Raw genomic sequence first — 19,324 nt, forward strand, 5'->3', positions numbered from 1 at the left:
CTCACTGCAGCCGGCACCACTGGTACGGGAAGCGCGCCTGCCCGACCCAGGATTGGTGGAGCTGACAGGACCCCGGCCGCAGCGCCAGGCCGTAGCGCGCCAGTTGCTGCGCGGCCAGCGCCTGGGTCTGGCGGTCCGCAGCGGCGACATCCACCGCACGCTCCGGCAGCAGCACCCAGCGGCAGCGACCGGCATCGACGTCCACGCCCGCACGCACCGGGCGATGCGCCAGCCGCCGCATCAGCGCGCAGTCGGGGCCGCGATCCAGGCCCAGGCGCGCGGCCACCGCATTGAGCCGTTGCAGGCGCTCGACATTGCGATCCACTTCCGCCGGCAGCATCGCGTAGCCCTGCCCGCGCGCCGCCAGCATCTCGCGTACCCGCGCGGCGTAGGCCGGCGTTTCCGGGAAATTGGAGGCGACCGACGCGTAGGCCGCCCGTTCGGGCAGGAACGGGATGCGCCAGGACTCCGGCGCATCGCCGACCAGCAGCACCAGGCTGCGCTCGGGCTGCGGCATGGCCGGCGCCTGCACCCGGAACGCCTCGCGCGCCCAGCGCTCGTGTCCCCACTCGCCCCAGCCGTACAGCGCAAAGGCCGCACAGGCGATCAGGGTCCAACGCGCCGCCGGAGCGGCGATGCGCGCCGGCAACAGCCGCCGCAGCCCCACCCACAGCAGCAGCGGCGCCAGCAGCTCCGGCACCACCAGGTAGCGCTGGATGCTGAAGACCGCCTGCCAGGCGAGGAACGCGACCAGCACGAACACCAGCACCGCGCGCCAGGCCGGCGCGACCACCTCGACGGACGCCGAAGTGCGCGGGCGCCGCAGCACCCAGCGCAGCAACGCGACCAGGCCCAGCAGATACAGCAGCGGCCACACCAGTTGCCGCAGGCGCACCTCGCTGACCCGGTTCGGCGCCAGCGAGAACTGCAGCGGCCAGGTCAGCCACTCCCACAGCGTCTTCGGCAACCAGCGCGTGTCGCTGACCGCCACCGGTTGCGCCAGCGGCGCCAGGAAATGGCTGTTGAACTGCGGGAACAGCGGATTGCCGAAGGTCTGCCACACCCGCAGCAGCCACGGCCCGGCCAGCAGCGCGAAGCTGAGCAGGGTCACCGCGGTCAGCACCGCGGCGCCGCCGATCCGCTGCCGCGGGCGACCGCCGGCGACCAGCGCGGCCACGCCCAGGGCCAGCGCGAACAGGGCATTGGTCAACTTGCAGGCCATCGCCAGCCCGAGCAAGGCGCCAGCCAGCGTCCACCAGCCCAGCGCCACGCCCTGCCCCGCCGCCTGTTGGCGGCGTTGCGCATGCAGTGCGGCGAGCAGCGCGCCCAGCACCGGCAGCGCGCTGGTGTTGTCGGCCATGGTGCCGGCGAACTCGGACAGGAACGCGGCGCTGCACAGGCCGGCCAGCGCCAGCCACGGCACCAACCGTGCGCGATCCAACCGCGGGTCCAGCACCCGCCAGACGATGCCGGCCAGCAGCAGGAATGCCAGCGCGTGCAGCACCCCCATCGCGAACCCGGCCAGCGGCGCCGGCAGGCCGGTGAACAGCGCGTAATGCAGCACATCCAGCAGCGGATTGAAGTAGCTCTGCATCTGCGCCGGCGCCAGGTCGATGCCGAGGCGGCCGTGTAGTGCGGCGTAACCGTTGTACAGGTGGTAGTTGCGCAGGTCCCAGTTGGCGTCCTGGCCCAGCCACAGCGACAGCAGTCCGCCCAGCAGCGCGACCGCCACGCCGGCGGCGATCACGTTGCCGCGGCTGTGGAAGGCGAAGCGGCGATCCAGCGCGGCCAGCAGGCGCTGGCGGCGCGTGGCGCGCGGCGCCATCGCAATGGTTGCGCTCATGCGGTGTCGCCCCGCTGCGCACCCTGCGCATCCACAGGCCAGGCCGGGATCGCCAGGTAGGCCAGGCGCTTGGCCTCGATGCGACCGCGCGTGACCGTGTCCAGGATCAGTCCGCAGGCCAGCAGCAACACGCCGAGCAGGACCAGCGCCGAGCACAGGATCGCGGTGGGGAACCGCGGCACCAAGCCGGTCTGCAGGTAAGTCTGCAACAACGGCACCGCCAGCCCCAGTGCCAGCAGCACGCAGGCGCCGAAGCCCAGCGAGAAGAAAAGCAAGGGCCGCTCGGTCTTGAACAGGCGCAGGATGGTCAACAGGATGCGGGTGCCGTCGTGCCAGGTGCGCAGCTTGCTCTGCGACCCTTCCGGACGCGCCCCGTAGGCGGTGTCCACCTCCGCCACCGGCATGCGCAGTTGCAGCGCGTGCACCGCCAGTTCGGTCTCGGTCTCGAAGCCGGCGGCATGCGCGGGAAACGACTTTACGTAGCGCCGCGAGAACACCCGGTAGCCGGACAGCATGTCGTCGAAGCTGCGCCCGAACAGGAAGCCCACGCAGCGGGTCAGCAGCACGTTGCCGGTGCGATGACCGGCGCGGTAGGCCGCCGCCGCGTCGCTGCGGCGCGCCCCCACCACCATGTCCAGCCCGTCGCGCAACAGGCGCTCGACCAGCGCCGGCGCCATCGCCGCATCGTAGGTCGCATCGCCGTCGACCAGTACGTAGACGTCGGCCTCGATGTCGGCGAACAGGCGCCGCACCACGTTGCCCTTGCCCTGCAGCGCGACCTCGCGCACCACCGCGCCGGCCGCACGCGCCCGGGCGATGGTGGCGTCGCTGGAGTTGTTGTCGAACACGTGGATGCGCGCGCCCGGCAGATGCGCGGCGAAATCGGCCACGACCTGGCCGATGGTGGCCGCTTCGTTGTGGCACGGCACCAGGACCGCGATCCGCGGCGCGACCGCGGGGCGTTCGGAAGGGGAACTGGACATGAGCGGCGTGCGGTCCTGCGCGACGGCGTGGAAAGGCGCGCCATTCTAGGGCGGATCATCGCTCCCCGAGCACGCCGCGCCGCGGTTGCGCGCGCCTGTGGCGACAAGCATGAGGAAGTGGACGTCGGTCCAGGTCAGGTCGATGGCGCGCGGCTACGCGCGCGCAACTAGACCGAACGCGGATCCTCGGGGAGCGACGAGACGCCCCGGCTCAGCGCGGGCGCAGCACGATCGGTTGTTCCCACCAATCCTCGACACTGCCGTCGCGGCCGTGCAGGCGCAGGCCCAGCCAGTGCGTGCCCGGCGCCAGGCCGCCGGCATCGACGGTGGCACGGAAGCCGATGTTCGGATGGCCCGGATCGGTGGAGATCTTCCAGAACTTGGTGACGTCGTAGAAGTCGCCGTAATGCGCCTGCGCCGCGACCTTGCCGTCGAGCAGCACCTCGACCCGGTCGATCCCCACCCCGTCCTTGAACGCCCAGCCGGAGACGTCGAAGCGGCGGCCGACGCTGGCGTCCACGTCCGGCGTGTTGAACCAGGCCATCGCCGGCGTGGTGCACGGGCCGGTCGCACGCTGCGCCGGCAGCGCGAACAGCAGGAAGCGCTGGCTGCCATGGTCGCTGGACACCACCCGCGGCGGCGGCAGCGGGCCGACCAGGTCGCAGACCGCGTGGTAGCGCTGCAGCAGCAGCCGGTACTTCATGTCGCTGGGCGAGAGCACCAGCAGCCGCGGCCCGTCGCGGCGTCCGTCGCCGAGCAGTCCCCACTGCTGCAGCTGCGCGCTGCGCCCGTGCTTGTCGTTCAACGGATGCGGCAGCACCTGGATGTCCGGGTCGCGCAGTTCGAAGCCGAGTTCGGCGCCGACCTTGAAGTTGTCCGCCAGCACCTGGGTGCCGCGCGGCATGGTCGCCAGTTCACGACGCACCGCGGTGGCCAACGGCCGCCAGCCGGCGAAGTTGCGCGGGTAGTACTTGTCGCCGGCGGTGTGCTCGCGCACCGCCGGCACCGACACCGCCAGGTAGTAGCCGAACGCGCCGACCAGGCCGAGCCCGGCCAGCAGCCAGGTGGCGCGGCGCAACGGCTTGCTCCAGCCGTTGAGGATCACCGGCGTGGCGATCAGCAGCGCCAGATAGCCCGGCAGCGGCCAGTGGAAACTGACCCGCTCGGCGTCGGTGAAGAACCCGAGCAGGAAGATGCCCAGCGTGGACACGCCACCGAGCAGGCCGAAGTAGCGCCACTGCACGCGCGTGCCGCTGCTGCCGCCGCGCGTGGCCATCAGCGCCACCTTGGTCATCGCCACCGCCAGCAGCGGCGTGACCAGCAGCAACTGGATCAGCAGGAAAGCGATGCCGGCGGGCTGGAAACTCCAGGGATGGCGGTCGACCAACTGGAACTTGAGACCGGCCTCGCCGTTGTCCGCGTTCCAGGCCAGCAGCGGCAACCAGGCGACCATGCCCAGCGCCAGCGCCACCCACACCTGCGGATCGCGCAGCATGCGCCGGCCCTGCGGGATCAGCAGCAGGGCGATCGCGCCGACGCCGATCACGCCGACGAAGCGGTAATGGCTCAGTGCGCCGATGACCAGACCCAGCGCCAGTTCCACCGCGCTCAGCGCCTCGGTCTGGCGCAGCAGCCGCGCCGTGGCGTCGATGCACAGGATCGTCGCCAGCGCCATCGGCACGTCAGGCAGCGCCAGGATGCCCAGGGTGCCGGACAGCGGCATCAGCAACACCAGGCTGCCGGCGCGCCAGCCCGCCACCGCGCCGAACCAGCGCGTGGCGATGCGTGCGACCAGCCAGGGCAGGGCCGCGCCCAGCAGCAGGAACGGCGCGCGCAGCGCCAGCAGATGGTCGCCGCCGAGCGCCACGCCCAACCGCGCCAGCCACGCGGTCAGCCCGGGCAGATCCGAGTAGGCCAGCGCCAGGTGCTGGCCTTCCTGCCAATAGAATGCCTCGTCGACGAACAACGGCAGGCGCGCGGCGACCAGCAGTTTGGCGGCGGTGACGAGCGTCCACAGCACGATGAAGACACTGCGTGCACGTTGTTCCCCTTGCATTGCCCGTACACTCCCTGAAACCGTTGCGAGACTGCGATGCCTACTCCGCTCCGCTTGCCGGAAATGCTAACCGATACCTTGCGCGAGGCGCTCACGCGCGCCCAGCAGCAGGTCAACGCGCTGGTCCTGGGCAAGCCGCAACAGGTGCGCATGGCCTTTGTCGCCCTGCTGTCCGGCGGACATCTGCTGATCGAGGACCTGCCCGGCCTGGGCAAGACCACGCTGGCGCATGCGCTGGCGGCGAGCCTGGGACTGGGTTTCCAACGCGTGCAGTTCACCTCCGACCTGCTGCCGGCCGACGTGCTCGGCGTATCGGTGTACGACGCGCAGTCGCGCCAGTTCCAGTTCCATCCGGGCCCGGTGTTCACCCACGTACTGCTCGCCGACGAGATCAATCGCGCGCCGCCGCGCACCCAGAGCGCGCTGCTGGAAGCGATGGCCGAGCAGCAGGTCACCCTCGACGGCACCACCCATCCGCTGCCGTCGCCGTTCTTCGTCATCGCCACGCAGAACCCGGTGGACCTGTCGGGCACCTTCCCCCTGCCCGACTCGCAACTGGACCGCTTCCTGCTGCGCCTGGCACTGGGCTATCCCAACGCCGAGGCCGAACGCGCGCTGCTCAGCGGCAGCGACCGCCGCGACCTGATCGCGCAGGCGCAGCCGCTGCTCGGCGAGGCCGACATGGCCACCCTGCGGCAAAGTGTGGAACAGATCCACGCCAGCGAGGCGCTGGTCGGCTACGTGCAGGCGCTGCTGGCGCGCAGCCGGCAGCATCCCGGCGTGCGCGTGGGGCTGTCGCCGCGCGCCGGCATCGCCCTGCTGCGCGCGGCCAAGGCGCATGCGCTGCTGCTCGGGCGCGGGCACGTGCTGCCCGACGACGTGCAGGCGCTGTTCGTGGCCGTCGCCGAGCACCGCCTGGTGGCCGAGCAGGAATCGGCCTCCGGCCAGGCGCTGGCCAAGGCGATCCTGCACAGCGTCGCGGTGGACTGACGCCGATGCCGGGCGGGCGGCGCGACTGGCGGCAGCGACTGGCGCAGTTGGCCGCGCCGCGCGCGCCGGAAGTCCTGCCGGTGCAATTGGACCGGCGCCGCATCTACATCCTGCCGACGCCGTTCGGCGGCTTCCTGGCACTGCTGCTGGCGGCGATGCTGCTCGGCGCGCTGAACTACAACAACAACCCGGCGCTGCTGCTGGCGATGCTGCTCGGCGCGGCCGCGATGGCCAGCGCCATCGTCGCCCACCTGCAGTTGTCCGGACTGCGGCTGGAGGCGCTGTCGGCCGAACCGGTCGCCGCCGGGCAACCGCTGCGCCTGCGGTTGGCGCTGGCCACCGCCGACGGCCGCCGCCGACGCGGCCTGCGCGTGCGCCACGGCGATGCGCACACCTACCTGGACCTGCAACGCGACGACCGCAACGAAGCCGACCTGGAGGTGCCTACCGAGCGCCGCGGCTGGCTCGACCTGCAGCGCGTGCAGGTGTCCACCACCCAGCCGCTGGGCCTGCTGCGCGCCTGGGCCTGGTTCTGGCCGGACACTGCGCTGCTGGTCTATCCGCAACCGGAAGCCGATGGCCCGCCGCTGCCGGCCGGCGCCGGCACGCCGACCCAGACCCGCCTGCACGCGCTCGGCGAGGAACTGCACCAGTTGCGTCCCTATCGCGCCGGCGACGCGCCGCGGGCGATCGCCTGGAAGCACTCGGCACGCCGCGACACCCTGCTGGTGCGCGAGTACGAACGCCCGATCGGGGTGGACGTGGTGCTGGACTGGCGCACGCTGCCGGCCTTGCCGCACGAACGCCGCATCGCACGGCTGGCGCGCTGGGTCGAGGAAGCCGAACGCGACGGCCGCCGCTACCGTTTGCTGTTGCCGGGGCAGCCGGCGCTGGGCCCGGGCCGCGGCCCGCAGCACCGGCACCTGTGCCTGCGCGCGCTGGCGCTGCTGCCGCATGGCTGAGCCGCGCTCGCCCGCGCTGCATGCCGCCAGCCGCGCCTGGGCGCTGGGCGCGGCGCTGCTGGCCTTGCTGCCACTGCTGCTGCAGTTGCCCGCGACGCTGGCCTGGCTGATCGCGTTGTCGGCGCTGCTGATCGGCGCCAGTTCGGCGTGGCGGCCGATGCCGGCGCTGCTGCGCCTGGCCCTGGTCGCGCTGATGCTCGCGGCGCTGTACTGGCAGGTCGGCCTGCGCTTCGGCCGCGACACCGGCTGCGCGCTGCTGGCGGCGATGCTGGCGATCAAACCCTCGGAACTGAATAGCCTGCGCGATGCGCGCAGCCTGCTCGGCTTCGCCCTGTTCGCGCCGTTCGCCGCCTTCCTGCTCGACCAGGGGCCGGTGACGATGGCGCTGGGGCTGGCGGCGGTGATCGCGGCGCTGCTGTGCATGCAGCGCCTGGCCGACCAGGAAGGCCACAGCACGCGACGGCCGCTGCGCGGGCAACTGCGCGGCGTCGGCCGCCTGCTGGCGCTGGGCCTGCCGCTGGCGCTGGCCGCGTTCTGGCTGTTCCCGCGGCTGGGCTCGCCGCTGTGGGGCGTGCCGGAACGCGCCATGGGCCGCCCCGGCCTGTCCGACACGATGAGTCCGGGGCAATGGCTGGACCTGATGGCCGACGACACCCCGGCGCTGCGCGTGCAGTTCTTCGGCCCGGTGCCGGCCCCGGCGCAGCGCTACTGGCGGGGCCCGGTGCTGTGGGATTTCGACGGCCGCACCTGGCGTGCGCGCCGCGACAACGTCTTCGCGCCGGCACCCCCGATCCAACTCGCACCAGGCGGCTGGGACTACCAGCTCGAAATGGAACCGACCGACCGCCGGCAACTGGTCGCCCTGGACCTGCCGCGGCAGGCGCCGGCCGGCACCCGGCTCAGCGCCGACGCGGTGCTGCAGACCGAGCGCCCGCTCAGCGCACTGACCCGCTGGCGGCTGCGCTCGGCGCCGCCGCAGCGGGTCGAGGCCGATCTGGACGCGGCGCAGCGCCAGCGCGCGCTGGCGCTGCCGCCCGGCTACAACCCGCGCACGCTGGCGCTGGCCCGGCAATGGCGGCAGCAGGCCGGCACCGACGACGCGGCGATCGTCGCCCGCGCCCTGCAATGGATCCGCCGCGACTTCGCCTACACCCTGCAGACGCCGCTGCCCGGCCGCAACGGCGTGGACGAGTTCCTGTTCCAGCAGAAGGCCGGGTTCTGCGAACACTTCAGCTCGGCGTTCGTGGTGCTGATGCGCGGCGCCGGCATTCCCGCGCGGGTGGTCACCGGCTATGCCGGCGGCACCCGCAACCCGTTCGGCGGCTACTGGGTGGTGCGGCGCATGGACGCGCACGCCTGGGCCGAGGTGTGGCTGCCGCAACGCGGCTGGGTGCGGGTGGACCCGACCGCGGCGGTGGCGCCGGAACGCATCTACGACACCCTGGAGGACCGCCTCGGCAACGGCGCCGGCGCGCAGGGCGGTGACGCCGACTGGCGCTGGCGCGACCTCGCCGACTGGGCGCGGCGCGGCTGGAACGACCTGGTGCTGTCCTTCGACGCCAACCGCCAGCAGCGCCTGCTCAGCCAGTTCGGCGTGGCGAAGCTGGAGCCGGGCCAATTGGTGGCGCTGTTCGCCGGATTCGCCGTGCTGCTGCTCGGCGCGATGGCATGGTGGCTGGCCCGCGGCGAGCGCGAGCGCGATCCCTTGCTGCGTGCCTGGCGCGGCCTGGGCCGGCGCTACGCCAAGCGCGGCCAGGGCCGCGAACCGCACGAACCGGCAGTGGCATGGGCGGCGCGCGTGCAGCGGGAAACCGGCGATGCGAGCCTGATTCCGCTCAGCCGGCGTTTCGCCGATGCGCGCTACGCTGGCGCTGATTCGGACAGCGCTTCATTGTTGCGCGACCTGCGCAGGCACCGTCCGCCCACTGGAGCATCCCGATGAAGATTCGCCTGCTGTTCCCCGTGATCGCTGCGTTGGCGCTCGGCGCCTGCGCCACCGCCCCCAAGCCGCTGCAGGGCCAGTTCGCGCCCGTCAGCCCGCGCGACTCGGTCGCCGGCCAGCAGGCCGGCGCGCCGGTGCGCTGGGGCGGCAAGATCATCAAGACCACCCCCGGCCAAGGCCAGACCTGCTTCCAGATGCTGTCGCGTCCGCTCAATGCCAGCGGCCGCCCGGACAGCGATGCGGCCGACGCCAGCGATGGCCGCTTCATCGCCTGCCGCGCCGGCTTCTACGACCCGGCGGTGTTCGAACCCGGCCGCGAGGTGACCTTCATCGGCCACGTGTCCGGCTACGACAACACCCGCATCGGCGAGTACGACTACCGCCTGCCGAAGATGGACGCGGACGTGGTCTACCTGTGGCCGGTGGTGCGCCAGGTCGAAGTGGTGCCCGCCTACCCGTACGGCCCCTGGGGCCCGGGCTGGGGCCCGTGGGGTCCGCGCTGGGGCTGGTGGTAAGCCTGCCGCGTGCGCCGCAACGAAAAACGCCGCTGATCCAGCGGCGTTTTTTTATGCCTGCCGGTTGGCGCAGGCCACGCGACTCAGGGCGTGCCGAAGCGTCCCAGCGGCGCGCCGGCGAGCAGATGCAGGTGCAGATGGAACACCGTCTGCCCGGCGTGCTCGCGGCAGTTGATCACCACTCGGTAGCCGTCCTGGGCCAGGCCCTGCTCGCGCGCATAGCTGGCCGCGGCCAGCACCAGCCGGCCGACCAGGGTCGCCTGCTCCGGCGCCAGGTCGTCCAGGGTCGGAATCTCCACCTGCTTGGGGATGAAGAGCACATGCACCGGCGCCTGCGGCGCGATGTCCTTGAAGCCGAGCACGGCGTCGTCCTCGTAGACGATGCTGGCCGGAATTTCGCGACGGATGATCTTGCCGAAGATGGTGTCCATGGAGCGCGCCCGGAACGAAAGAATGGGCCGCCGTTATAGCCCAATTCGGCCTCGCGCCGCAGCCACGTGCGGCGTCACTCGCCGGCGCCGGCGCGCGGCACTTCGCTGCGGCTGCCGAAGGCATGCGAGAGCGTGCCGCGATCCACGTACTCCAGTTCACCGCCCAGCGGCAGGCCCTGCGCCAGCCGGCTCGGCCGTACGCCGTGCTGGCGCGCCAGTTGCGCCAGGTAATGCGCGGTGGCCTCGCCTTCGACCGTGGAATTGGTGGCGATGATCAGCTCGGCCACCTCGCCCTGCGCCAGCCGCGCGCCGAGCCGGTCCAGGCCCAGTTCGCGCGGGCCGATGCCGTCCAGCGGCGACAGCCGGCCCTGCAGGATGAAGTACAGGCCGCGGTAACCGGTGGCGTGCTCGATCGCCAAACGGTCGGCCGGCGACTCCACCGCGCACAGCTGCTGGCGGTCGCGGGCGGGACTGGCGCAGATCGCGCAGACCTCGGTTTCGCTGAAATCGCGGCACTGCGCGCAATGGCCGATGCGCTCGATCGCCTCGTGCAACCGCTCGGCCAGCCGCTGCCCACCCTCGCGCTCGCGCTCGAGCACGTGGTAGGCCATGCGCTGCGCGGTCTTCTGGCCGACGCCAGGCAACACGCGGAACGCATCGATCAGTTGTTCGAGCAGCGGCGAGCTCATGTGGTTGGGGATTCGGGAGTGGGGATTGGGGATTCGTAAGGGAAACATCGCTGTCACGCGATGTTTTCGTAGGAGCGGCTTCAGCCGCGACGGTTTGATCTGACCGGTCGCGGCTGAAGCCGCTCCTACAAGAGGAATTCACCGAAGCAGGAAGGGCAGCGCACTCGCGAAAAACCGCGAATCCCCACTCCCGAATCCCGAATCCCGGCCCTTCAGAACGGCAGCTTCATGCCCGGCGGGATCGGCATGCCGGCCGTGGCCGCACCCATGCGCGCCTTGGATTCGGCGTCGATCTTGTTGGAGGCGTCGTTGAACGCGGCGGCGATCAGGTCCTCGGCCATTTCCTGGTCGGCCAGGATGCTCGGATCGATCCGCACCTTGCGGCACTCCTTGGCGCCGGTCAGGGTCACGTTGACCATGCCGCCGCCGGCGCTGCCGGTGACTTCCAGCTTGGCCAGTTCTTCCTGGGCGCGCTGCAGGTTTTCCTGCATCTTCTGCGCCTGTTGCATCAGTTGGGCGATATTGCCGCGCATCGTGGTTCACTCATCGTAGGGACGGATGGAATCGGGGACGACCCGCGCGCCTTGCTGCTGGATCAGCGCCTGCACCGCCGGGTCGTTCATGAACGCGGTCTCGGCCGCGTTCTGGCGCTCGCCGCGTTGCCGGTGCGAGCGCTCATGCAGGGTTTCGGCATCGACCGCGATGCCGCTTTCGATGACGATCTTCGGGCGCTGGCCCAGCGCATCGGCCAGGGCCGCGGCCAGTTCGCCGAGCGAGCGCTCGGACTGCAGGTATTCGAAGCCCGGCGACAGCGACAGCCGCAGCACGCCTTCAGCATGGCTGACGAAGGCGGCATTGGCGGCGAGCTGCCGCGACGGGCCGCTCAGCCCGCAATCGGCGACCAGTTCGAGCCAGTCCTCGGCGCTGTGCAGCGCGCGCGGCGTGTCGGACACGGCGGCATGGGTGCGCGGCGGCGGTGCCAGCGGCGGCACCATCGCCATTTCCGGTTCGGCGGCGGCGGCCGGGACCACCGCTGGCGCCGGCGTCGCGACGGACGCGGACGGCGCCGGGCGTGCTGCCGGCGGATCCCAGGGCGGATCCAGCGGGGCCGGGGCCGCACTGGGCGCAGCCGCCATGGGCGCGGCAGGAACCGGCGCCGGCGCGGCGGCGACGGGCGCAGCCGGCACGGCGGTGGTCACCGCGACAGGGGCCGCCATCGCCGCGGCGGGCGCGCTGGCAGCGGCCGCGGACGCATGGCCGTGTCCTTGCGTGGCCGTACCGGTCGCGGTGCCGGCCGGCAGCGCCGCGGCACCCATCGGGCGGAACGCCAGCATGCGCAACACCGCCATCTCGAACCCGGCGCGCGGACTCGGCGCCAGGTACAGGTCGCGGCGCCCGTTCAGCGCCATCTGGTACCACAGCTGCACGATCTCCGGACGCAGGCGCTCGGCCAGCGGTGCCGGGTCCAGGCCATCCAGCGCGGGCGTGGCCGCGCCCGGCACCAGTTGCCGCACCTGGATGCGGTGCAGGGCCTCGGCCAGCGCCTCCAGCACCCCGCCCCAGTCGGGCGAGAACTCGGCCAGGCCGGCCACCACCTGCAGCAACCGCTGCCCGTCGGCATCGGCCAGCGCGTCGAGCATCGCCCCGACCTGGGTGCGATCGACCGTGCCCAGCATCGCCCGCACCACCGCGTCGCGCAGCGCACCGCCGGCGTAGGCGATGGCCTGGTCGAGCAGCGACAGACCATCGCGCAGGCTGCCATCGGCCGCCTTGGCCAGCTGCACGATCGCCGAGGCATCCACCTCGATCTGCTCGGCGGCCAGGATCTTGGTCATCTGCCCCTGGATCTGCTCCTCGTCCAGGCGCTTGAGGTTGAACTGCAGGCAGCGCGACAGCACCGTCACCGGCAGCTTCTGCGGGTCGGTGGTGGCGAGCAGGAACTTCACGTGCTCCGGCGGCTCTTCCAGCGTCTTCAGCAGCGCGTTGAACGCCGCCTTGGAGAGCATGTGCACTTCGTCGATCAGGTAGACCTTGAACTTGCCGCGCGAGGGCATGTACTGCGCGTTCTCGATCACCTCGCGCACGTCGTCCACGCCGGTGTTGGACGCGGCGTCGATCTCCAGCAGGTCGATGTAGCGCCCGGCATCGATGTCCAGGCAGGCCGCGCACTGACCGCACGGGTCGGCGCTGGTGCCCTGCTCGCAGTTGAGCGACTTGGCGAAGATGCGCGCGATGGTGGTCTTGCCGACACCGCGGGTACCGGTGAACAGGAACGCGTGATGCACCCGGCCGCTGTCCAGCGCGTTGGTGAGCGCGCGGACCACATGCTCCTGCCCCACCAACTCGGCGAAACGCTTGGGGCGCCACTTGCGGGCGAGAACGAGATAGGACATCAGGCGACCGTCTTCATCTGAACCGCCATTGTGCCACGCCGGGCCAGCGCGATCGTTCAGCCGCCCGGTCAGCCGGCGTCACGCGCGCGCCGGCCGTCGTGCAGGGCTGCCTGCCACGATGAACAGGGTGAAGATGAGCGCAGTTCACGCCCCGGCGTCGTTCGCCTTGTGAACAGCGGCCATGACGGCTAGAATTCCCGCCCTTGCCCGGACCGCATGGCCTGCGCAAGACCCGGAGAGGTGTCCGAGTGGTTGAAGGAGCACGCCTGGAAAGTGTGTAAGCGTCTAAACCGCGCTTCGGGGGTTCGAATCCCCCTCTCTCCGCCAGATTGAAAGTGTTGAGATGGCCCAGTCGCGTGAGTTTCGCCGGCGCCTGGGAGGGGGTGAGAACCCCCGGGTTCGACAGGTGGCGTAGCTACCTGCACGGCGAAGCCGCCCGAAGGGCGAGGCATCGAAGATGCCGAGTGAATCCCCCTCTCTCCGCCAGATTCGAATGCGTTTCCCTCGCAGAGTTGCTTCGCCGTTGGCGTAAGACTCAAAGGGAAAGACCACGCCACTGGCGCGGTTTCGTCTCTATGGTGGCCCCGTCGGCCCCTCGCGACGCTAGGTCGAAAACCCCGCCAGGGCCGGAAGGCAGCAACGGTATCGATCGACGCGGGCGCCGAGGTCAGCCGGCGGGGTTACCACCCCCTTCTGCAACGCTGCCTGCCGCATGGAGACACATCGCCTGCGCGATGCGTCCTGCCAGACATGAGCATCCTTGCGGTACGCCACGCCTTCCGCCCGCGTCGGGTCCCTGGCTAGTCGTTGGCACCGGCCGTGGCGACGGCGCAAGCATCTCTACAACGGCGGCGCTACTTCGGCGCGTATCGATCGACGCGGGCGCCGAGGTCAGCCGGCGGGGTTACCACCCTTCTACGACGACGAACGATCAGCCTAGATCGCGTGCAGCGGTTGCGCCTGCAGAAAGCAACAGCCATCCCGGCCTGTCATTCGTTCCGGCCGTGGCGACGACACAGAGAGTCTTACGGCGGCGGGATATGCCTGGCGCGGTCAGCCGGCGGGATTACCACCCCCTCCCCTACGAAGACACGATCAACACCTGATCGCGCGCGCCGCTAATCGGGTTGCGCCGCCTGCGTCTCCGGATGCAGCCATCCCGCATCGCCGTCGCGATAGCGTTCGCGCTTCCAGATCGGCACGCGCGCCTTGACCTCGTCGATGAGGTAGCGGCAGGCATCGAACGCGGCGCCACGGTGCGCAGCGACCACGCCGACCCAGACCGCCAGGTCGCCGATCGCCAGTTCGCCGACGCGGTGCACGCAGCGCAGGTCGAGGATGGCGAAGCGGGCCAGCGCCTCGTCGACGATGCGCTGGCCCTCGGCCTCGGCCAGCGCGGCGTAGGCCTCGTAGTGCAGGCCGTCGACCGCACGGCCGTCGTTGTGGTCGCGCACCCAGCCTTCGAAGCTGGCATAGGCACCAGCCTGGGCGTGCGCCAGCGGGGCGCGCAGCGTGGCGATGTCGAGCGGATGGTCGGCCAGGCGGAAACGCGGTTCGGTGGACATGGCTCAGCCTCCCGAGACCGGCGGGATGAACACCACTTCGCTACCGTCGCGCACCGCTTCGTCCCAGCCCGCGAAGGCACCGTCGACCGCCACCCGCAACCGCTCCGCCGGCCAGCGCAGGCCGTGGCGGGCATCGCGTTCGGCGTACAGCGCACGCAGATCGGGCGCATCGGTACTCACCTGTTCGCGCTCCAGGCCCGCGGCCTCGCGCAGGCTGGCGAAGTACAGCACGGTCACCGAGGCGCTCATGCCACGCTCCCGACATCGCGCTTGCCGCCGCGCTTGCCGACCAGTCGCACCGGGCCGATGGTCATCGCGTGGGTCAAGGCCTTGCACATGTCGTAGACGGTCAACGCGGCGACGCTGGCGCCGGTCAGCGCCTCCATCTCCACGCCGGTGCGGTGCACGGTGCGCACCGTGCATTCGATGCCCAGCACCTGCGGCGAGCGCCAGTCGATGGCGAAGCGGCAGCCGTCGATCGGCAGCGGATGGCAGAACGGAATCAGTTCGTGGGTGCGCTTGACCGCCATGGTGCCGGCGATCACCGCGGTGTCGACGATGCCGCCCTTCACGCTGCGCAGCGCGTCGGCGCGCAACTGCGCAGCCACGGCCGCGGGAAAGCGCACCTGCGCCTGCGCCACCGCCACGCGCGCGGTGGCGGTCTTGGCGGAGACGTCGACCATGGTCGGCAGCCCCTGCGGGTCCAGGTGGGTCAGCGCCGGCGCGGCGGCGCGCGCGGACGTGGCGGAGGTCTTCTTGGTCATGGACTGCGCTGCCGCTCCCACGGCGCGATCTTCAAGCGCCGCCGGGGATCGGCGTGCCCTGGTGGAACAGCATGCGCCATCTGTCGTCACGGCGCTGCCACAGCGAACTGCGCAGCGCCTGCCGCGGCGGCTCGCCGCCGCCGCTGCGCTCGCTGCGATAGCGCACTTGCGCAAGATCCGGCGCCAGCGACTGCACCTGGATGTCGAAGGCGCGGTAGCGGAAGTCGCCCGACTCCACCGCCAACGCCTGCAGCACCGCCGGCCTGTCGAAGCAGCGCCCGGAGGCGCCGAACTCGACGAAGGCGTCGTCGAGCAGTTCAGCCACGCGCGTCGCCGAGGCACGCACCGCCGGCTCCAGCAAGTCCAGCTCCAGCGCGACCAGCGCGTCTTGCACTGCGGCGTCCATCGCTCAACCGCCGATCAGGAACATTTCGACGTGCTTGCCGCGCGTGGCCGACGCCGCGCCCCGCAGTTCGCTGTAGCGATCGTCGCGACGCTCCCACAGCGCACGCACACGCTCGGCCAGCATCTCTTCGCCACCGGCCAGCGCCGGCCGCAGGTCGGTGCCCTCGCCCGCGAACAGGCAGGTGTATAGATGGCCATCGGCCGAGACGCGGGCACGGTGGCAATCGCCGCAGAACGGCGCGCTGACCGAAGTGACGAAGCCGATCTCGCCGCCGCCGTCGGCGAAGGCGTAGCGCGCGGCGACCTCGCCTGAGTAATGCGGCGCCAGCGCCTGCAGCGGCCAGCGCGCGGCGATGCGATCGCGCAGTTCGGCGGCCGGCACCACCCGCTCGCGGCGCCAGGCATTGCAGGTGCCCACGTCCATGTATTCGATGAAGCGCAGCACATGGCCGCTGCCGCGAAAATGCGCCAGCAACGGCAGCACCTGGTCGTCGTTGATGCCGCGCTGGACCACGCAGTTGAGCTTGACCGGCCCAAGCCCGGCCGCCACCGCCGCGTCGATGCCCTCCAACACTTGCGCGATCTCGCCACGGCCGCCGGACAGCTGCCGGAACACCGCCGGCTCGATCGCATCCAGGCTGACCGTGACCCGGCGCAGGCCGGCCTCGCGCAAGGCGTGCGCGTGCCGCGCCAGCAGCGCGCCGTTGGTGGTCATGGCCAGATCGTCCACGCCAGGGATGCGCGCCAGCCGCCGCACCAACTCGGGCAGATCGCGGCGCAGCAGCGGCTCGCCGCCGGTCAAGCGCAGCTTGTTGACGCCGTTGCGGACGAAGGCGCGGGCAAGGGTCTCCAGTTGCGCGAACGACAGCCGCGACGCGGCGTCGAAGCCGTAGTCGTCCGGCACCTTGTCGGCGGGCATGCAGTAGCCGCAGCGGAAGTTGCAGGCCTCGATCACCGACAGGCGCAGGTCGCGCAACGGCCGCCCGCGCCGGTCCGCAGGCGTCGCCGACGCGAGCGGCAGACGCGGCAGCGCGTTCATCCCGCCGGTACCTGCGGCGCGCGCGGCGCTGCCAGCGCCACGCACTGGCCCGGGCGCGCCACGCGGTGGCCGCGCGCGCGCAGGGCCTCGGCATCTTCGTCGCTGGCGTAGTGGTAGAGCATCGTCCGTTGCAGCAGCTCGGCGGGGTATTCCCGCTCCAGGTCGTCGACCCCAGTATGCGACGGGTTGCCGTGAAGACCGCAGTCGTGCGCCACCAGCTCGCCGTCGTCGGCATAGCGGTTCAGCATTTCCGGGATCGGCCGGGTATCACCGCTCCATACCAGCGCGCCCTGCAAGCGCAGGCCGTAGGCGGTCTCCGGCCAGTGGTGGCGCGCCGGGAACACCTCCAGGCGCACGCCCTCGTGCCAGAACGCATCGCCCACCGCGATCAATTGGAACGCGTCCCAGAAGTTGGCGCCACCCTCGGCCAGCACGTTCGGATAGTCGGCCACCCGCCGGTGCAGCAGCGACACCACCGTGGCCGGCACGTACAGCCGCACCTTGCCGCGGCGCGCAGAGAAATAGCTGTCCACGAACAGCCGTTCGAAGCCGGCCACATGGTCCATATGCACGTGGGTGACGAACAGCGCCTGCGGCATCACCCCGTAGTGCGCCTGGTAAGCGGTCAGCCCTTCGCCGCCGCAGTCGATGGTCAGCCACGGCCGGCCATCGCGCTCGATGGTGGCCATCGGCGAACCCAACGTCACCGCCGAGGCATTGCCCACGCCCTGGAAGCGCAGCGCCCAGTCCGTCATCAGCAGCCGCGCTCCCAGGCCAGGTCGTAGGCGCGGCGCAGCCGCGCGTAATCCTTCTCCACCGCATCGACGCTGCGCTCGCCGCGCAGCTTCAGCAGCGAACGACGCAGCCGCTTGAGGTTGCGCTCGCGCCAGCGGGTGGCGGGAATGCGCAGCACGCCGCGATCGAAATCGATCAGCCAGCCGCGGCCGTTGCCGTCGAACAGGATGTTCTGCGCATTGAGGTCGGCGTGGTCGAGACCGGCGCGATGGAAGCGCGCGATCAGCCGCCCCGCTTCCTCCCACGGCGCGCCGCGGCCGGCCAGATGCGCGCGATCGGCCAGCGAGCGCACGCCTTCCAGCCGCTCCATCAGGATCGCTGCGCGATAGCGCAATCCCTGGCGCAGGTAGCAGGCCGCCAGCGGGCGCGGCACCGGCAGCTTGCGCGCGATCAACGCACGCATCAGCCGGAACTCGGCGAAGCTGCGGGTGCGATCGGCGCCGGTCCACAGGTAACGGTCGCGGACCAGCTTGGCGACCAGCCCGCCGCGGCGGTACTGGCGCAGCACGCAGCTGCCGAACGGGGCATCGACGAACCAGGCGCCGCCGCGGCCGCCGGCATCCACCGGGCGAGCGCGTTCGCCCCAGGCGACGGCGGAGAACAGCGACGGCTCGGCTTGCCGCAGTCGTTCGCGGTCGAACAGAATGGCCCCGTATCCGCGGCCCTCGCGGTACGGCGTCAGCGCTTCGGTGGCGTCGAATGCAACCATCCAGCGAGTCTAACAACACCATGCCGGCAACGCTCCCTTCGTTGTGCCTGTTGCGCCTGTCGGCGCTGGGGGACGTGACCCACGTGGTGCCGCTGGTGCGGACCCTGCAGCGCGCCTGGCCGCAGGCGCCGGCGCCGGCGCTGCACTGGATCATCGACAAAGCCGGGCACAAGCTGCTGGAGGGCCTGCCGGGCGTTGCGTTCCACACCTACGACAAGCGCAGCGGCCTGGCCGGCATGCGCGCCTTGCGCCACGAGCTGCCGGCACAAGGCTTCGACGCGCTGCTGCAGATGCAGGTGGCGCTGCGCGCCAACGTGCTGTCGGCGTTCGTGCCGGCGCGCCGCCGCATCGGCTACGACCGCAGCCGCTCCAAGGATCTGCACGGCCTGTTCGTCAACGAGCGCATCCCCGACCGCCCCGGCATCCACGTGCTGGATGCGATCGGCAGCTTCTGCGAGCCGCTGGGCCTGCGCCAGACCGAGGTGCGCTGGGACCTGCCGGTGCCCGACGACGCCCATGCCTGGGCGCGCGCGCAATGGCCCGACGACGGCCGTCCGGCGCTGCTGATCTCGCCCTGCTCCAGCCACCAGCGCCGCAACTGGTATGCCGAGCGCTACGCCGCGGTGGCCGACCATGCCGCCGCGCAGGGCTGGCGGGTGGTGCTGTGCGGCGGCCGCAGCGATCTGGAGCGCAGTACCGCCGACGCCATCGTCGCCACGGCGCGCACGCCGGTGCTCGACCTGGTCGGCCGCGACACGCTCAAGCAACTGCCGGCGCTGCTGCAGCGCGCGGCGTTGGTCATGACACCCGACTCCGGCCCCATGCACATCGCCAACGCGATGGGCACCAAGGTGCTGGGCCTGCACGCGGCGAGCAACCCGCGCCGCAGCGGCCCGTATTCGGATATCCGCTACTGCGTGGACAAGTACGACGCTGCCGCGCGCAAGTACCTGGGAAAGCCGGCCGCGCAGCTGAAGTGGGGCAGCAAGATCGAATTCGACGGGATAATGGACCTCATCGCGGTGGACGATGCGATCGCCGCGTTCGAGCGCTACCGCGCCGACCACGGCCACTGAAGCCATTGCGGCGGCGCTGGCGTCGCTCTACCATCCGCCGCGCGTCCTGCCGCCGAACTGGCCCGCAGGAGCCGCCGTAAGCGTTTACGTCAATCAACGCGCCAACTGCGCCGGATCCGTCCGGGGCTGTTTCCCGTCCAGGCCTGGCAGGCCAATGGCGGGTGGCG

Annotated in this window: 19 protein-coding genes, 1 tRNA gene and 1 other RNA gene; 7 read left to right on the forward strand and 14 right to left on the reverse strand. The window is 71.4% G+C overall.

Going from position 1 to position 19,324, the window contains the following annotated elements:
- Position 1: 1 nt before the first annotated feature.
- The 3 genes from FHR56_RS10940 to FHR56_RS10950 form a co-directional block, all read right to left on the reverse strand.
- Complete coding sequence (locus tag FHR56_RS10940; protein WP_160946382.1) at positions 2-1,843, reverse strand: glycosyltransferase 87 family protein; 1,842 nt, start codon at positions 1,841-1,843, stop codon at positions 2-4.
- A complete protein-coding gene (locus FHR56_RS10945) occupies positions 1,840-2,826 on the reverse strand; it encodes a glycosyltransferase family 2 protein (RefSeq protein ID WP_160946383.1) in 987 nt (328 codons plus the stop codon). The genes FHR56_RS10940 and FHR56_RS10945 overlap by 4 nt, the downstream gene beginning before the upstream one ends.
- A 211-nt stretch (positions 2,827-3,037) precedes the next feature.
- Positions 3,038-4,882, reverse strand: coding sequence for a glycosyltransferase family 39 protein (locus FHR56_RS10950; protein WP_160946384.1), 1,845 nt, complete (start codon positions 4,880-4,882; stop codon positions 3,038-3,040).
- A gap of 36 nt (positions 4,883-4,918) precedes the next feature.
- Between FHR56_RS10950 and FHR56_RS10955 the strand changes: the two genes are divergently transcribed.
- The 4 genes from FHR56_RS10955 to FHR56_RS10970 are packed head-to-tail and all read left to right on the forward strand — an operon-like array spanning position 4,919 to position 9,291.
- Positions 4,919-5,872 (forward strand): MoxR family ATPase, encoded by a 954-nt coding sequence (locus FHR56_RS10955; protein ID WP_160946385.1) that lies wholly within the window; start codon positions 4,919-4,921, stop codon positions 5,870-5,872.
- A gap of 5 nt (positions 5,873-5,877) precedes the next feature.
- Positions 5,878-6,834, forward strand: a complete 957-nt coding sequence (locus FHR56_RS10960) for a DUF58 domain-containing protein (RefSeq protein WP_160946386.1) — start codon at positions 5,878-5,880, stop codon at positions 6,832-6,834.
- Positions 6,827-8,776, forward strand: coding sequence for a DUF3488 and transglutaminase-like domain-containing protein (locus FHR56_RS10965; RefSeq protein WP_184502492.1), 1,950 nt, complete (start codon positions 6,827-6,829; stop codon positions 8,774-8,776). Before FHR56_RS10960 ends, FHR56_RS10965 begins: the two co-directional genes overlap by 8 nt.
- On the forward strand, positions 8,773-9,291 hold the full coding sequence (locus tag FHR56_RS10970) for a Slp family lipoprotein (RefSeq protein ID WP_184502493.1): 519 nt from the start codon (positions 8,773-8,775) through the stop codon (positions 9,289-9,291). The genes FHR56_RS10965 and FHR56_RS10970 overlap by 4 nt, the downstream gene beginning before the upstream one ends.
- A gap of 83 nt (positions 9,292-9,374) precedes the next feature.
- Here FHR56_RS10970 and FHR56_RS10975 read toward each other — a convergent pair whose 3' ends face one another.
- The 4 genes from FHR56_RS10975 to dnaX all read right to left on the reverse strand — a co-directional run bounded on the left by FHR56_RS10975 (position 9,375) and on the right by dnaX (position 12,804).
- On the reverse strand, positions 9,375-9,722 hold the full coding sequence (locus tag FHR56_RS10975; protein WP_010342491.1) for a histidine triad nucleotide-binding protein: 348 nt from the start codon (positions 9,720-9,722) through the stop codon (positions 9,375-9,377).
- Between the two features lie 74 nt (positions 9,723-9,796).
- Positions 9,797-10,411, reverse strand: coding sequence for a recombination mediator RecR (gene recR / locus FHR56_RS10980; protein ID WP_019802203.1), 615 nt, complete (start codon positions 10,409-10,411; stop codon positions 9,797-9,799).
- Positions 10,412-10,623: 212 nt separating this feature from the next.
- Complete coding sequence (locus tag FHR56_RS10985; RefSeq protein WP_017909282.1) at positions 10,624-10,944, reverse strand: YbaB/EbfC family nucleoid-associated protein; 321 nt, start codon at positions 10,942-10,944, stop codon at positions 10,624-10,626.
- Between the two features lie 6 nt (positions 10,945-10,950).
- Positions 10,951-12,804, reverse strand: a complete 1,854-nt coding sequence (dnaX, locus tag FHR56_RS10990; RefSeq protein ID WP_184502494.1) for a DNA polymerase III subunit gamma/tau — start codon at positions 12,802-12,804, stop codon at positions 10,951-10,953.
- Positions 12,805-13,038: 234 nt separating this feature from the next.
- Between dnaX and FHR56_RS10995 the strand changes: the two genes are divergently transcribed.
- Positions 13,039-13,131, forward strand: a tRNA-Ser gene (locus FHR56_RS10995).
- A 257-nt stretch (positions 13,132-13,388) separates the two neighbouring features.
- Positions 13,389-13,485: signal recognition particle sRNA small type (ffs, locus tag FHR56_RS11000), an RNA gene on the forward strand.
- A gap of 437 nt (positions 13,486-13,922) precedes the next feature.
- Here ffs and FHR56_RS11005 read toward each other — a convergent pair.
- The 7 genes from FHR56_RS11005 to FHR56_RS11035 are packed head-to-tail and all read right to left on the reverse strand — an operon-like array spanning position 13,923 to position 18,081.
- The gene (locus FHR56_RS11005; RefSeq protein WP_184502495.1) at positions 13,923-14,369 is read right to left on the reverse strand and encodes a molybdenum cofactor biosynthesis protein MoaE; all 447 of its coding nucleotides are present in this window, start codon (positions 14,367-14,369) and stop codon (positions 13,923-13,925) included.
- Positions 14,370-14,372: 3 nt separating this feature from the next.
- A complete protein-coding gene (locus tag FHR56_RS11010) occupies positions 14,373-14,618 on the reverse strand; it encodes a MoaD/ThiS family protein (protein WP_184502496.1) in 246 nt (81 codons plus the stop codon).
- Positions 14,615-15,133, reverse strand: coding sequence for a cyclic pyranopterin monophosphate synthase MoaC (gene moaC / locus FHR56_RS11015; RefSeq protein ID WP_184502497.1), 519 nt, complete (start codon positions 15,131-15,133; stop codon positions 14,615-14,617). Before moaC ends, FHR56_RS11010 begins: the two co-directional genes overlap by 4 nt.
- Before the next feature lie 31 nt (positions 15,134-15,164).
- The gene (locus FHR56_RS11020) at positions 15,165-15,539 is read right to left on the reverse strand and encodes a nuclear transport factor 2 family protein (protein WP_184502498.1); all 375 of its coding nucleotides are present in this window, start codon (positions 15,537-15,539) and stop codon (positions 15,165-15,167) included.
- 3 nt (positions 15,540-15,542) lie between these two features.
- Positions 15,543-16,577 carry a GTP 3',8-cyclase MoaA gene (gene moaA / locus FHR56_RS11025; protein ID WP_184502499.1) on the reverse strand — a complete coding sequence of 345 codons (1,035 nt, stop codon included), beginning with the start codon at positions 16,575-16,577 and terminating at the stop codon, positions 15,543-15,545.
- On the reverse strand, positions 16,574-17,332 hold the full coding sequence (locus FHR56_RS11030) for an MBL fold metallo-hydrolase (RefSeq protein WP_184502500.1): 759 nt from the start codon (positions 17,330-17,332) through the stop codon (positions 16,574-16,576). The genes moaA and FHR56_RS11030 overlap by 4 nt, the downstream gene beginning before the upstream one ends.
- Positions 17,332-18,081 (reverse strand): 3-deoxy-D-manno-octulosonic acid kinase, encoded by a 750-nt coding sequence (locus tag FHR56_RS11035; RefSeq protein WP_184502501.1) that lies wholly within the window; start codon positions 18,079-18,081, stop codon positions 17,332-17,334. Before FHR56_RS11035 ends, FHR56_RS11030 begins: the two co-directional genes overlap by 1 nt.
- 20 nt (positions 18,082-18,101) lie before the next feature.
- Here FHR56_RS11035 and FHR56_RS11040 point away from each other — a divergent pair, with 20 nt between their 5' ends.
- A complete protein-coding gene (locus FHR56_RS11040; RefSeq protein WP_184502618.1) occupies positions 18,102-19,157 on the forward strand; it encodes a glycosyltransferase family 9 protein in 1,056 nt (351 codons plus the stop codon).
- The last annotated feature ends 167 nt before the right edge of the window (positions 19,158-19,324 follow it).

Source organism: Xanthomonas sp. F10, from assembly GCF_014206815.1.
Taxonomy (GTDB): Bacteria; Pseudomonadota; Gammaproteobacteria; order Xanthomonadales; family Xanthomonadaceae; genus Xanthomonas_A; species Xanthomonas_A indica.